Origin of the sequence: Bacillus sp. TH13, assembly GCF_016651175.1 — a bacterium.
In the GTDB taxonomy this organism is placed as follows: Bacteria; Bacillota; Bacilli; order Bacillales; family Bacillaceae_G; genus Bacillus_A; species Bacillus_A thuringiensis_S.
This window is the reverse complement of record NZ_JAEKEJ010000025.1, coordinates 19918-36007: the sequence shown is the minus strand read 5'-3', so window position 1 is coordinate 36007 and position 16090 is coordinate 19918. Positions and strand designations below refer to the sequence as shown.

Below are 16090 nucleotides of genomic sequence, written 5' to 3'. Positions count from 1 at the left end.
TTGATTTACTATTAAGGTGGTTATCTTACAAAATTGTAAGGTTATTTTAATTGACACTCGTATGTATAAGTAACTATACTGGTTACACAATGTTGGTGAGTATATTTAATAATCTTTATCTATAAGTGTATGTCCGAGGATTATTTTTGGAGCAATAGTCCGATTTTAAATTGATTATCTGCTATATAGTAATATAAACAACTTAATCTATTCTTTATTCAAGGTCGTATTATTTAAAGATTAATTATAAATGATATATTTACCAAATTGTAATAACTTGATAGAGGTGTTACATTTTGAAATACAAATTAATTGCTACAGGAATTCTTGCTGGAAGTCTATTATCCTACTCATCTAATACATTTGCAAATACTCATAAGTTCCCAGATGTTCCTGCATGGGCGGACAAATCCGTTAATTATTTAGTTAATAAACAGGTATTGAATGGCTATCCAGACGGAACGTTCGGTTCAAATGACTCATTAGACAGAGCTTCGGCTACAAAAATTATGACAAAAGTTTTAGGTATACAAATTGACTCTAATGCAAAACCATCATTTACAGATTCACAAAACCACTGGGCTACTCCGTATATTGCTGCTGCTGAAAAAGCTGGTATTGTTAAAGGTGAGGGTAATGGGATCTTCAATCCATCCGGAAAAGTAACTCGCGCTGCTATGGCTACGATGCTAGTAAATGCATATAAACTACAAAGCGCAGCAAATCATAATGAGCAGGTTAAATTTGAAGATTTAAAAGGGCATTGGGGAGAAAAATATGCCAATATTTTAATCAGTTTGAAAATTTCCAATGGTACTGAGAACGGTTGGCAACCAAATAGATTTATAACACGTGCTGAAGCTGCTCAACTTACTGCAAAAACAGATATGATGCAACATCGTTCCAAAAATCCATTAGAAAGTAAAACAATCATTATTGATCCTGGACATGGTGGCGAAGATCCTGGGAAATCCACAAAGGGATTACCTGAAAGTAAGATTGTACTAGACACTTCTTTACGTCTACAACAATTACTTGAAAAGCATACACCATTTACAGTTTTATTAACTCGTCAATCTGATAATAGACCAGGACATGATCAAAAAAGTTCTTTACAGGAACGTGTTAAATTTGCTAAGAAAAATCAGGGTGATATCTTTATAAGCGTACATGCAAATGCTTTTAATGGTAATGCAAAAGGGACAGAAACATATTACTATAAATCTTCTAAATCCGAAAAAACAAATCCTCATGTGGAAGAAAGTCGTGTTTTAGCAGAAAAAATTCAAACACGTTTAGTAGAGGCACTTCAAACACGAGACAGAGGAGTTAAACATGGAGACCTTCATGTAATAAGGGAAAATGACATGCCAGCTGTGTTGACGGAACTGGCGTTTATAGATAATGGTATTGATTACAGTAAATTATCTACGGAAGATGGCAGACAAATTGCAGCAGAAGCCATTTATGAAGGAATTTTAGATTATTATGAATGGAAAGGAAATAATGTATCTGAATATAGGCTGTAATAAGTAATTGAAAATATAGTAATTCTCGAAATGAAGAATTCTATAATTTTTTTGTGTTTTTTAAACAACAATTTTAAATTTGTATTTAAAATTGTTGTTTAAATCGTTATTTTATGTTTAAATAATGTTGATAATAGTTATCAATGATAGTGAGAGGAAGATTAGTGAAACAGGTGTTTTTAGTTAGTGTCATAAAAGTTAATGAATTTCTATATTGTATGGCTATGAATCTATCTCTATTTTTGTGAACTAGAAATAATATATTTATATCTTTTAAATGTTTAAGAAGGAGTGGCTGTCTGTATGAAAAAAGCAAAAGAAATAGCTAAATGCGTTGCGGTAGCGTCCGTTATTATGTCTGGATCATTTAGTTTACAAGCAACATCTGCATTTGCAGATTCTAAAGGAACTGTAGAAAATCTTCAAAATGGTGGGAAGGTCTATAATAGTTTTAAAACTACTTATGACATGAAGCAGAATATCAAAAATTCGATAAAGGTTTCTTTTATTGAGGATCCTTACGCAGATAAAAAGATTGCAATTGTTACCACTGATGGTAGTAATATAGATGCTAAATATACAGTTAATAGCGGGTACTATAACGCAGGCTTAAAATGGCCATCAGCTTATCATACTGAAGCAGAAATAACAAGTGGTGATAGTGCTCAATTCCATAAAGCTGCCCCAGTTAATACAATGACTTCAGCAAAGGTCACTTCTGAGGTAGGGTATACACTTGGTGGAAGTGTTAAAGTAGGAGTAAATGATAAAGGGCCAAATGCCGATGCAAGTATCACAGGTAGCTTTGCTTGGAAAGAAAGTGTATCTTATGATCAAGTAGATTATAAAACGGTATTAGAGACTCACACAGATAAAAAATTAAATTGGAAAGTAGGATTCCAATCATTTAATTTCCCAGAGTGGGGAATTTATAATCGTGATTCATTCAATACTTTCTATGGTAATCAACTATTTATGAAATCACGTAGTTATAATGAAGGAACGAATAATTTTGTTTCAAAAGATACAGTACCAGCTTTAACAGGATATGGTTTTTCTCCAAACGTAGTAGCGGTTATTACTGCTGATAAAACAGAAACTACATCAGATTTAAAAATAACAAATCGTAGAATTTCAGATCAGTACAATATTGAGTGGGTAAGTTCAAAATGGTGGGGAACAAATAATAAAGATACATATAATGAATTCTTTACGAACCACTATAAATTAGACTGGAAAAACCATCAAGTTACTCTTGATAACCAAAAAGCCCTTGAAGAACAAATGAATAGTATCAACAGCGTGAATGATAAACTTAACAAAGGAAAAGGGAAATTATCTCTTTCAATGAATGGAAATCAACTCAAAGCTACGTCTAGCAATGCTGGTTATGGTATCAGTTATGAAGATAAAAATTGGGGTATCTTTGTAAATGGTGAAAAGGTCTATACTTTTAATGAAAAATCAACTGTAGGCAATATATCTAATGATATTAACAAATTAAACATTAAAGGACCTTATATCGAGATTAAACAGATCTAGTCAGAAAATGATGAACGATTGATGGATAATTATCTCATCAAGATACGAGTATACTAGTTTATCCCGCATTAACGGGCAGCCCGATTGGTTCAACTAATAATCAGTGGGTGATGAACAAAACCCCCACTGATTAAAGTTTCACTTTATTTTAAATCTATATAATGTAATGAAAGGACCAAAGTTTATCTATAAAATGGATAAACTTTGGTCCTTATTATGTTTTTATTCGCACACGAAATTAAGATGAAATTAGATGTTTTTTGTCTATTCTTTTACTCAATTAGAAAAGAGCGTAAAGTATTTGAAAGCTATTGATGCTACACAAGGGGATATTGTTTAAAGTAATCAGAACTTCATCGGTTGTTAAGTTACCACTTTAAATATATAATTAAATTTCATTAAAAAGATACTCTATTCAAAGTCCTTATTGGGTTTTTGAAGTGAAATATATACTATTTGAGGTGTGTGAAATGGGGAAATCTCGAGAGCAGACGATGGAAAATATCTTAAAGGCTGCTAAGAAAAAATTTGGAGAGCGTGGCTACGAAGGTACGAGCATACAAGAAATCGCAAAAGAAGCGAAAGTGAATGTTGCTATGGCTTCTTACTATTTTAATGGGAAAGAAAACCTATATTATGAGGTATTTAAGAAATATGGTCTTGCTAATGAGCTACCCAATTTTCTTGAGAAGAATCAATTTAAACCTATCGATGCCCTTAGAGAATATTTAACGGTTTTTACTACACATATAAAAGAGAACCCTGAAATTGGATCATTGGCATATGAGGAGATTATTAAGGAAAGTGCACGATTAGAAAAGATTAAACCGTATTTCATAGGTAATTTTGAACAGTTAAAAGAAATATTACAGGAGGGTGAAAAGCAAGGAGTTTTTCATTTCTTCTCCATAAATCATACGATACATTGGATCACTTCTATTGTTTTATTTCCCAAGTTTAAAAAGTTTATTGATTCTTTAGGGCCAAATGAAACGAACGATACAAATCATGAATGGATGCCAGAAGACTTAGTGGACAGAATTGTTACTGCATTAACAGATAAACCTAACGTGTAAATTATTCAGTATTTACGAATTCTATTATTACTATTTAAAGCCTAATTTCTCAATGTATTGTAGAGAAATTAGGCTTTTTTCAACACGTTATTAAGGTTTTTATAGTTCAAGGACTCAGGTTAATGATTATATTTTCAAGTATTCGTTTTGAGCTACATAGATATAGTTTTTGTTGCAACTGTTTGTTGAAATGCTTTATCATGCTCAACAATAACCATTGTGGGATTAAATTGTTGAATAAGTTCTTCAATCTGCATACGGGAATAGATATCTATAAAATTTAGTGGTTCGTCCCATATATATATATGGGCTTTTTCACATAAACTTTTAGCGATAAGCAGTTTTTTCTTTTGTCCACCAGAATAATGAGATATATCTTTCTCAAATTGAATTCGGTCAAAGTCCATCTTACTTAGGATGGATTTAAATAAGGTTTCATCAATCTTGTGCTCTTCAATGAAGTCTGATAGCGACCCCTTCAAATGAGAAGTATCTTGTTGAACATAGGAAATGATGAGTCCTGTACCTAAAGTAACTAAGCCTGTATGCTGTATCGGATGTCCTAGAATTAGTTTTAGGATACTACTTTTTCCGCTCCCATTCGTTCCATCAAGTACAATTCGGTTACCTTGTTCAACTATGAAGCTAATCGGCTCATTCACAATTTGGTCATTGTACTTAACGGACACGTCAACCAAAGTAACCAATTCATTTGATTTAAATTGCAATTGTTCCAATTTTAATGACTCAGTTTTTTCCACATTTTTTAGTAATTTTGACTTTTCCTCAATAGCTTTTTGTTGCCTTGATTCAAGGTTTTTTGCTCTTTTCATCATCTTGGCTGCTTTATGTCCTACAAACCCCTTATCCAACTTAGAGCCTGAATTCCTCGTTCCATTTTTTGAAGCTTCCACGTCATGAGACCAACTTGCTGAACGCTTGGAAGACTGTTTTAATCTCCCTATGTCCTTTTGTAGACGCTCATTTGTAGCCTTCTCGTGCTCTTGCTGTCTATCAAAATTTAACTTCCAAGAAGAATAGTTACCACTTTGAATTTCAATATTTGCTCTATTAATAGATAGGATATGGTCAACGCACCCATCTAAAAAGATTCTGTCATGTGAAATTAAAATAAATCCTTTTTTCTTCCTTAGATAATTAGAGACTATCTTTCGTGCATCTGTATCTAAGTGATTTGTTGGTTCATCAATTAATAGGAATTGACCCGCATTTAAAAACAGTGCAGCAAGCAACACCTTTGTTTGTTCCCCATTTGATAATGTTTTAAATGGTCTGTACATGACCTCAGCATCAACATTTAAATAGGATATCTCACGTAGAAATTCCCAATCTGCGGCTTGGGGGCAAATTTCTTCAAGGATTTCATGAGTGAATTTGTTCCTATCTGAAACAGAGTAGGGGAAGTAATTGAATTCTACCGAAGCAAGGATTTTCCCGCTATACTCATAATTCCCTAACAATAAATTAAAGAATGTCGTTTTACCTCGTCCGTTTCTACCAATAAATCCTAGCTTCCAATCCGTATCTATTTGGAAGTTTACACTTTCAAAAATATTATCAAAGCTACCTGGGTATGAAAAAGTTAAGTCTTGGACCTTTATCATTGACATAATAATTCCTCCTTTATATATCGAAACGTTTCATATAAAGTCGGAACATCCATCCATTTTTTAATTCCTCTATATAAGTTTGATGGATATTAACGACTTATATAGAGCATTACATGTGTAACAATAGTGTCTGAAGTACTCATTTTTCTCGCTCCTTTATTTGTGAAGTACATTTAACAATTAGTAAGTTTCAACTAAGCTAAACGGGAATAAAAAAATCCCCCAATTTGTAATCGGAAGGATTAGTCTTTCGTCTATACTTAATAAGTACTTATTAATCATTTGAATCATGACAAATAAAGTATGAACTGAATTTTAAAAATGGATAGACTAACCCTATATTTTGTAGTTTGAAGTTATAAAATTCAACTTAAAATATAAATTAGTTAATCATTATTCATCCATCATTCCTTTCATAATTCTATTTTTAGAGTAACATTCTTTTTAGGGAGATGCAATATTAGCTTCAATTTCATCTAATCCTAGATCATTTATAATTCTTTGAGTAAGGAGATAAAATTTTACCTCTCTTTTTATAAACATCAAATTTTTGTTCAATAGGTCATGTCTTTTGTCCGTTAAAAAGGGAGGATATGAAATTGACATCAACCTTTGTCGTAACTATAATAGTTACAGTTGGTTCCGTAAACTAATTCGAATTGCTATGTTAATGATAGTATATTTTCATTCCTTTTTAAGTGTGACAGGTAGCAACTAACTATAATCCAATAGAGGATTAGATTATATCTCATATTTAAAGAGTGGATAAGTTGTACCCGCCAAATTTGCGATGCGCAAATACTTAAAAAACTACATTTTTCAGCTTACCCTTTTTGGAATCCTCAGTATTGATAATTGTAAACATCTACAAAAAGTTAACAAGACTGTTGTATGTAGAAAGAAATCTTTTAAAAAGGTCATAATATGGATAATAGGTAGCACACATTTAAATTTAGTAGGAGCTGTGCCACTATCAAGACATTTTTTAATAAAAGTATAGAAAAAACTCAAGAAGGTGAGTCCATTGCGCAAACATGCATATATGCAATTTTATGTATTGATATTGGCTTTAATAGCTTATATAAGCTTTTGCTTTATATTTATATTTGTTTTTCCAAGTCTTTATTTCGTATCAGATTTTAATATCCGACTATCATCTTTAGTTGTTGAAACTACTGTATTTATCTCACTACTGTATTCTATATTATCCAGAAAAATTAAGTTAGGAGTATTCTGGGTTTGCATTATTATTGCGATAGGGTGTTTCTTGATAGGGAATTTCATATCTACTTTTCAAGTACTTAATGTAGAATTACCAATAAAAAATTTTAATATCTCTGATGTATTTTTGTTGCTTTTCTTATTCTTCTTTCTCTTTGCGTTCTTTTATAAAATCATGATGGAATGTAATAAATGGGAGAAAGCATATTTACTTTGTGATTTATGCATTGTTGTTACTGCTATTTTTACATTAGAGTGGTATTTATTTAATAAACCTTCTGCAAATATCTTATTCTTATCAATTGGAGATGTTTTTCTCTCATTTATTTTTCCGATTATAGATTTATTGCTTCTATTACTTGGAGTTACACTAATCTTTCGACCTGCTATTTTCAATGCAAAAAGCAAATTGTATATTTTTATCCTAGTATTAACTGGATTAGCTATTACGGACTATTTGTATTTTTACTTACAAGGCGATTTGTCAGAGCGTTCAGTTATATTTTTAAGGTGTTTGTATAGAGTTTTCCTATTATTTATTGCTATTGCTGCTACAATTCCAAAGGATGCTTCTTCTAAAAGAAATTATTTTATTATTAATCCGACATTTGGAGAGAAACTTCTTGGCATATTCCCTTATCTTGCAGTTGCAATCTTAATTGGCTTTACTTTGAAAGAGCAAACGTCTTCAGCTACATTGATTACGGGAAATTGTATTGCTTTTGTATTTGTACTGATTCGTCATACAATTGTACGAATGCAAAACAAAGATTTAACTGAAACATTAAAAGTGTTTAATAATCAATTAGAACAAACAGTATCTCAAAGAACAAGGGATTTAATAAACAAATCTAATGATTTGGTAAAAAATCAAGAAAGATTTAAGTCATTATATGAGTATCATCCGGATCCTATTTTAACGATTGATTCAACTGGTATCGTATTAAATATAAACCAGGCTGGAAGTATGTTATTAGGAAAAGACAGTGCTGCATTAATAGGGAAAGAGTGCTTCTCTATTTTTTTAGATGAAGATAAATCTGAATTGGAAGCGGCTATAAAGAAAGGGAGACGATGTAGTTCATCTTCACTACAGTTGCGTGTGAAAAATAACAATGAGAAGGACATGCTGTTTTGGTATGTCACTATAGTTCCTATTATGATAGAAGGTCAAACTTTTGGGAGTTATGTAATGGTAAAAGACATAACGAGGATGAAACAACAACAGGATGAGATAAATTACCTTGCATTCCATGATACGGTGACGGAGATTGGAAATCGTATATTCTTCCAACAAGAATTAGATAGATCCATTAAGCGTGTGCAAAAAACACAGGATAAATTTGGGCTCCTGTATATTGATTTAAACCGCTTTAAGACTATTAATGATACACTGGGCCATTCCATTGGTGACAGGGTTTTAAAAGAAGTTGCCAAACGTTTTAGGACATGTCTTTCACCGACAATTCCTCTAGCAAGAATAGGTGGTGATGAGTTTGCAATCATTGTCCATAACCAAACAGAGCAACAGCTATTGAATTTGTGTAAAACTCTATTTCTTATAACTGAAGAACCATTCGTAGTAAATCAGCATAGTTTTTACTTATCTCTTAGTATAGGAATAGCAGTGTATCCATTTGGAGGAATAAATACTACTACACTTTTACAACACGCTGATATCGCTATGTATAGCGCAAAGGAAAAAGGTAACAATGCTGTTTGTATGTATGACGAGACATTATCTCAAAAAGTAACCCGTCGATTACGATTAGAACAGGATTTACCAAATGCAATTGAAAATAATGAGTTGTTTTTATTGTATCAACCACAAATTGACAGTAAGGAAGGTAAGGTTATTGGTGCAGAGGCTTTAATACGTTGGCAACATCCAGAACTTGGGCTGATTTCTCCGTTTGAGTTTATACCTATCGCAGAAGAAACGGCGCAGATTATTTCAATTGGGAAGTGGACGTTACAGAAAGCGTGTCGACAACTGAAAGAATGGCATTCTGCGGGCTTTTCAAATCTAAAGATGGGGATAAATTTATCAGCTATAGAGTTTGAACAGAAAGATTTTGTTCAAACCATTATATATACCATAGAAGAGATAGGAGTACCTGCTAATTCGATTAATTTGGAATTAACAGAGCGAATCGCCATGGTAGATGAAAAAGAAACTTTATCAAAGTTAAAAGCATTAAAATCATTTGGTGTACATTTATCAATTGATGATTTTGGTACAGGTTATTCTTCATTAGCGTATTTACCTCTTTATCCAATTGATACTTTGAAAATTCCAAGAGAATTTGTTAATAGGATTGGAACTTCTACTGATGGAGGTGAAATTATACAAACCATTATTTCACTTGCTCATACTTTAAACATGAAAGTGATAGCAGAAGGGGTAGAAACGAAAGAACAATTAACAGTGTTACAACGTAATGCATGTTATCTAATTCAGGGCTATTACTACAGTAAACCTGTAAATGAAGATGAATTTATTGGTTTTTTAAGTACAATACAAAATGAATAAATGAAAAATCAGTATATGTATGAAATAAAGTGAAAAGAGGTTCTATCCATATGGATTTGAACGTCTTTTCACTTTATTTTCAGTAGTTATGCAGCAAGGATTCAGCCTTTGAAAGTAAAATAAGTATCTATATTCCTTGTATTTTGGGCTAATGGGATATGAGGTGAAAGTTGCTTATTGTGAAAAAGAATTAGGGACAGCTTGTATATTCTTAAAGCAATCTGAAAAAGGATTAGCAGTTTGTATGGAATTAGGAAATGAAGAGTATGTATATCATTTCAATATTTTACGTTCTCTTAATGAAGATGAAGCAATTAAACTCTTAGAAGAAGTGAAAAAAGTATTTCTTACTTCGAAAAGCAAGGTTTATGGGATTTCGTAGAAGAATATGCAGATCTAAAAAAGGAAGAAATTATACAATAATCACATGCTATCATTTTTAATAGCTAATTAACAAAGGGACTCCAATTATGGAGTCCCTTTGTTAATGGGGTAATGCTTTGGTTTATCTAATTATAGCAATATTTGTAAAAAGTGTAAAGGGGTCCTAGTTTGGAGGGGGAATTATTTAATCTTTTTTATTTAATAAAAGGGATAATATTTAGTTATCTGCGCTTCTTAATTATGTTTTCTATCACAATTTGAAGTGAATTTCAGTTAATCTTATTTATTTTATAGGAATTATAAGTTATACTAAAAGTAGGTGCAAAATGTACCATTTGAAAAAGAGTGAATTGCAAAAAGGAATCCGTAAAGGATTCCTTTTTCAGAGTGTTGGGAAACCCTTTAGGGTTCCCCACACTCTGGAATCATTTTGATTTTAGCGAATAAAAACAACATAAAATAATAGAGTTTCAAAAAAATAGCCCTCCACCAGACCTTTTTTGGTCAGATGGAGGGCTATTTTTTTCATGTTTTGACAAGTTGCGGTAAGATAAGCCTGCATTTGGACAGACTTCAGCCCCCGAAATCGAGCATATCGATAGCCATGTAGTTCTTTGGCGTCCGCAAAGCTTCGCTCTATAGTTGAACAGCGTACTTTGTACAACTTTTTCCCTGTAACTGTTAGTTTGTTTTTTCTAGCGATATCCTTATATTTCTCCCATATATGATGAGTGATAACTTTTTGTTTTTGTTTCTTTGAAAAACATACCTCACGTAGCGGACAAACAGCGCAGTCTTCTGGGTTGGATTTATAGTGACGATATCCTTCACGATCCGTTGTCGCATACTCTAAAATACACCCCATCGGACAAGCAAATGCATTCATTTCTTCTACATATTTAAATTGGCTTTTTGGTACTTCTTTATTTCGTTTTCCAAATCGGCGATACCCCATCACCATAAATATATTTCTCTCCGATAATTTCTTACAGATATACCCTGTAAAATAGCCTGCATCAAGAGCTACAGCTTCCACTTTAAATCCGAATTTATCAATTTGAGCTTGTAGACGTGCTAAATATGGCTCGGAATCTGCCATATTTCCAGCCGTTACATAAGTATCTGTAATAATATTGTACTTCGCATCAGTCGTACGATGGTCTAAGAAATGAAAACCGTTCGGTTTTCCATCTCTCATTAAAAATCCACTATCTGGATCCGTAGTACTTATACGAGTTTTTTTAGTGGGAGTATCACTTTCCTTTCTAGGTTTTAATTCTTTTTTTCGTGTACCTCACGATCTTCAATTACCGCAGCTTCTAGTTCATCTATATAAAACTTTGCCTTTTCTTTTTTATATTTATGTACAAACTTATTTTTATTAGCATTGGCCTTAATGTGCGTAGAATCTGTCATCAGCGCACGTCCTCCCACCATCCGGTGCTCTGTCGCTTGCCTCACGATCTCATCAAAAATTTCTTCGAAAATATTTGTATGAATAAAGCGAGTACGACGATTCCAACTGATTGTAGAATGATCTGGAATAGTATCTGATAGAGAAAACCCTAAAAACCAACGGTAGGCGATATTCGTTTTAATCTCTTTTTCCAATTGACGCTCCGAACGAATACCGTAAAAATATCCAATAAACATCATTTTAAATAAAACGATAGGATGGATTGACGGACGTCCATTGTTTTCACAGTAATAAGGGCGTAACTTCTCTTCAATAAAATCAAAACTAATTGTCGCTTCGATCGCACGAAGGAAATGATCTTGTGGAACCAACTCTTCTACAGAAACAGATACACGTTCATCACGATGATTTTTTAAAGCACCCATCATAAAAAATCTCTCCTTTACCTCTTTTTATCAGTGTTGACACATAAAAAGAGGTTCAGACACAAAAACAGGCTGTGGAGAAGACTTTCTCCACAGCCTGAAAAAGGAATCCGTAAAGGATTCCTTTTTTGTTTTTTTGAAAATGAAGCAATGTTCTAATTATCTCATTCATTTTTATGAATACGCTGCGATCTTATAAACTAAAAAGGCTTTTTTTGAAAAGTGCCATATTCCTGTAACAAAACAAAGGTATGTTATGTGTGTTAAATATAAAGAGAAAGAAGGAAAAGTTGTGAAAAAAATTTTGCCAATTGTTGCGTTATTAGGCATGATGAGTTTTGGAGTACAGGAAATGAATGTAAGAGCTGATACATACCACAAGGGCGATTCGAAAATTAGTTTTTGGGATTCGAAAAGAAAGGGTACTAATTTCATGAATAGTACGTCATTACCTGAAAACTATAAAAGTGCAAAAGAAGCTAATATTGAATATGTACGTTTAGCACCTGATAAATGGGCAAAAGATAAAGATTTTCTATTTGAGGATAAACCAGATACTTCTGGAAAGGATTTTCTGATAGGTAATGCAGATAACTATCAGGGATTAGTAAAGGAGGATTTAGAAAAATTAAAGGCGGATTTAGATGCCGCACAATCACAAAGAATGAAAGTTGTTCTTACAATGTTATCTTTACCTGGTGATCGATGGCGCCAATTTAATAATAACAAGAATGACGACAGAATATGGGAAGAAGAGAGGTATCAAGAACAAGCAAGTCAATTTTGGAAAGATCTTGCTTTGGAGCTAAAAGATCATCCCGCAGTGATTGGTTATAATATTATAAATGAACCGCATCCAGAAACAGCTAAAAATAATAGATATAATGATTTTTGGACGGAAGATTACGAGAAATGGTATGCAAAAGTAAAAGGAACGACAGCTGATTTAAACAGATTTTATGAAAAGGTGATTAACTCCATTCGTGAAGTGGACAAAGAAACACCGATTATTTTAGATTCAGGTTTATATGCTACTCCATGGGCCTTTAAATATTTAAAACCAGTAGAGGATAAAAAAACACTATACGCATTTCATATGTATGAACCATATGAATTAACGAGTCAAGGTGAAAAACAAAATAAGGAATATCAATATCCAGGATTAGTAAAAGTAGGAGATTTAGAGAAACCTGTAATGTGGAATAAGCAGGGATTAGAGAAATTTTTGAAGCCAATCCAACAATGGTCTAAGAAAAATCATGTATCATCTAATCGAATTATTGCAGAGGAGTTTGGAATTAACCGTACTGTTCCGGGAGCTACTCAATACATGCAAGATCTTATTTCTATCTTCAACCAAAAAGGTTGGCATAAATCATTCTATGCATTCCGTGAAGACACATGGACAGGGATGAATTATGAATTGGGAACAGGAAAAATAAAATGGGATGAAGAGGGTAAACCGGTGCCTCAAGATAATTCACTCTGGGAAGTAATAAAAAAAGATTTACAACCACATAAATAGTTTAGAATATTTGTCCTAAGGACTAAATGTAAGCATCTAATTCAAGTAGAATTAGATGCTTTTTTCAAAAAAGGTGGAAGCTTAAACAAATGTAGTTGCAATTGAATTAACCTTTAAATTGAAAAAGTTTTATGAATTTTTTGTGAGATTCCAACCCTTAAATGTTGAAAATTATTTACTGATTTCTCCAATTGGATATATTTCTCCAATCGGATGGAAGTTTAGAATACAGAATCAAAACATAATAAGCTGTTATCGATGAGTTTATCGTAAAGTTGTTATTTAATGTGTCATCAAATAACATTTATATACAATAATACATAAAGCAAAGGAGATGTTTATGAAAAAATATAGAGTAATAGATACAACTTAAATAGTATGAATAGTTTAGATTGTAAAAACATGAAGAAGAAAACAAAAAATCCTTAAGAGTACTAAGGGAAAATGAAGGAGATAATATGGGGAATAATTCAAAACATAAAACTAGAAAAATACTTGCGGCTACTGCTACAGTAACTATGCTTGCGACTGGAATGATTTCTTCATCGGATGTCTTTGCGGAGCAAAAGGAGCAGCAAAAAAGTTTATCGACATCACTGCAAAATGAAAAGTCAGTTAAATCAGAAAATAGAACATTTACAGTCCCAGGAAAAGGGGATGTTGAGGTACTGAAACAACAGGAAAGAAAAAGTATGGCATTTAGTCCATATGAACCAACTGGTTTATATGCAAAGCCAAATGAACAAATAACGATTAATGTAGAAGGTAATCAAGATATTCAGGTATATATTGGAACGTATTCGTATGATGCTTCTTGGAGAGAAGATTCTAAGATAAAATCATTTACATTAAAACCAGGTATAAACACAATCCAATCTCCAAATGGGGGGCTGATTTATTTTTATAATAAACAACAAGGTGGTACCATTCGAACAACAATTACAACAGGCGGAATGGCTACGCCTTTCTTTGAACTAGGAAAGCATACGAAACAAGATTTAATTAACATGCTGGACCAATATCCAAATGCACATGCAGTGGAGTTAAAAGGAGAACGTGTATTAATTACGGCCAGCCCTGCACGTATTAAGAAATATTTGTTGGGTTCTAATACAGATCCTGTACAACTCTTAAAAAAGATGGATGAAGCTACTCGAATTCAAGACAAAGTAGCTGGATTATCTGAAGAACAAGTAGATAAACATTATGTTCATTACGTAGAAGAAAATCATTCTCCCGATTATTATATGTATGCGACTTCTTATCGAACTGCATATGTAGGAGATGCAATCCAATACGTGTTAGATATTAATAAATTTATAACAGATGGCTGGGGCCCTTGGCATGAGGCAGGACATTTGAGACAACAATCGCCCTGGAAGTTTTATAATATGACAGAAGTACAAAATAATATATACAGCCTTTCTGTAGAAAAAGCATTTAATCAACCATCCAACTTAGAGAAAAGTGGAATTTATCCAAAAGCATTTCAATATCTAGAACAAGTGAATAAAAATTATGATGAAATTAGCGATGTTTTTGTAAAGCTTGTTATGCTTTGGCAACTACAGTTAGCGTATGGAGAGGATTTCTATCCTAAATTGCATCAATTGTATAGAGACATGCCTTCAAGTGAACTTCCACAAACTGATGAAAATAAAAAACAATTATTTATGATTTCAGCATCAAAAGTAGCCAAACAAAATTTGATTCCTTTCTTTGAGAAGTGGGGATTACGTCCAAATAACGATACCATTCAAAAAGTAGCTGCATTAGGATATCCAATTTTAACAGCAGAGATTTGGAAGGGGACGGATTCTAATCCAATTAAACCAGATATGCCTAATGAAAATAATATTTTAGAAGGAAACCAGTTTGCATGGTCGCTGAAAGGGATTGGAGATTTTGAATTCGCAAAAGTAAATTTAAATAAATCAACAGAAGAAATGCAAATTGATCTAAAAGCAGGTGTACCACATAACTACTTTGATAGTACATATGCAAGTATTAAAGTGCAAAACACATCAGGTAAAGTAGTATATAACAAGGAGTTTTATGGGAATAAACAGCAAAATGCTGGAACACAAAAAGTTTCAGTAAAGACCGGCGATTTTATTGAGCTTACACATTTAGAAGGCGGAGAGAGGGCAACATTAATAAATTTAGATAATAATAAACGTGAAAGCCTTGATAAAAAAGTAATGTATGAAGTTACAAAGGATGGCCTGAAAAAAGTAAATCAAATTGTTAATCCGAAACCAGATACAGAAGCTCCCACACAGCCACAAGGATTATATGCAAGTAACCTTACTTCTAACAGTGTAGAGCTAAAATGGAATCCTTCTACAGATAATATAGGTGTAAAAGAATATCAGGTATTACGAGATGGACAATTGATTCAAACCGTACAAGGAACGACATTTATTGATCAAAACTTAACAGCTAATAAGGAATATAAATATGCAGTGAAGGCTGTAGATGAAGCTGGAAATACATCAATTCAAAGTGAAATTCTTCCGGTAAAAACCAAAGATCAAAATGTATCTTATGAAAAATGGGATCCAAAGAAGGCATATATAAAGGGCGATAAAGTAGAACATCAAGGGACAGTGTATGAAGCGGTTCAAAATCATCAAGGAAATGGTGACCCGAATTGGATATTTGCGTTATCTTTATGGAAACCACTTACAATCAAATAACATGTAAGAATCAGATGTGAAGATAGAACAACAAAAAATTGGGGCAGTATTTTAAAGATTTACTGGATGTTGCTTGAATTTTGATAGATTTCTCTACTAAGTTATTAT

9 protein-coding genes are annotated in these 16090 nt (G+C 32.6%); 7 read left to right on the top strand and 2 right to left on the bottom strand.

The window, feature by feature from the left end; all coding sequences use genetic code 11:
• The first annotated feature begins 296 nt into the window (after positions 1 to 296).
• The 3 genes from JFU02_RS08460 to hlyIIR all read left to right on the top strand — a co-directional run bounded on the left by JFU02_RS08460 (position 297) and on the right by hlyIIR (position 4147).
• On the top strand, positions 297 to 1529 hold the full coding sequence (locus JFU02_RS08460) for an N-acetylmuramoyl-L-alanine amidase (RefSeq protein ID WP_061667738.1): 1233 nt from the start codon (positions 297 to 299) through the stop codon (positions 1527 to 1529).
• A 303-nt stretch (positions 1530 to 1832) separates the two neighbouring features.
• A complete protein-coding gene (gene hlyII / locus JFU02_RS08455; RefSeq protein ID WP_061667739.1) occupies positions 1833 to 3071 on the top strand; it encodes a hemolysin II HlyII in 1239 nt (412 codons plus the stop codon).
• A 470-nt stretch (positions 3072 to 3541) separates the two neighbouring features.
• On the top strand, positions 3542 to 4147 hold the full coding sequence (gene hlyIIR, locus JFU02_RS08450; protein ID WP_000520486.1) for a hemolysin II regulator HlyIIR: 606 nt from the start codon (positions 3542 to 3544) through the stop codon (positions 4145 to 4147).
• A gap of 152 nt (positions 4148 to 4299) precedes the next feature.
• Here hlyIIR and JFU02_RS08445 read toward each other — a convergent pair whose 3' ends face one another.
• Complete coding sequence (locus JFU02_RS08445; protein ID WP_000061803.1) at positions 4300 to 5778, bottom strand: Lsa family ABC-F type ribosomal protection protein; 1479 nt, start codon at positions 5776 to 5778, stop codon at positions 4300 to 4302.
• A gap of 1024 nt (positions 5779 to 6802) precedes the next feature.
• Between JFU02_RS08445 and JFU02_RS08440 the strand changes: the two genes are divergently transcribed.
• A complete protein-coding gene (locus JFU02_RS08440) occupies positions 6803 to 9532 on the top strand; it encodes a sensor domain-containing protein (RefSeq protein WP_141526848.1) in 2730 nt (909 codons plus the stop codon).
• Positions 9533 to 9683: 151 nt separating this feature from the next.
• Complete coding sequence (locus tag JFU02_RS08435; protein ID WP_003308601.1) at positions 9684 to 9914, top strand: hypothetical protein; 231 nt, start codon at positions 9684 to 9686, stop codon at positions 9912 to 9914.
• Between the two features lie 438 nt (positions 9915 to 10352).
• On the opposite strand, the gene JFU02_RS08430 is transcribed toward JFU02_RS08435, so the two are convergent.
• A protein-coding gene (locus JFU02_RS08430; protein WP_097821175.1) for an IS1182-like element ISBth7 family transposase occupies positions 10353 to 11761 on the bottom strand; the annotation gives its coding sequence in 2 pieces (ribosomal slippage) (positions 10353 to 11203 and positions 11203 to 11761; 1410 coding nt in all).
• 253 nt (positions 11762 to 12014) lie between these two features.
• Between JFU02_RS08430 and JFU02_RS08425 the strand changes: the two genes are divergently transcribed.
• A complete protein-coding gene (locus tag JFU02_RS08425) occupies positions 12015 to 13283 on the top strand; it encodes a glycoside hydrolase family 5 protein (protein WP_061667742.1) in 1269 nt (422 codons plus the stop codon).
• Between the two features lie 458 nt (positions 13284 to 13741).
• Positions 13742 to 15982 (top strand): M60 family metallopeptidase, encoded by a 2241-nt coding sequence (locus JFU02_RS08420; protein ID WP_086790624.1) that lies wholly within the window; start codon positions 13742 to 13744, stop codon positions 15980 to 15982.
• Positions 15983 to 16090 lie beyond the last annotated feature (108 nt).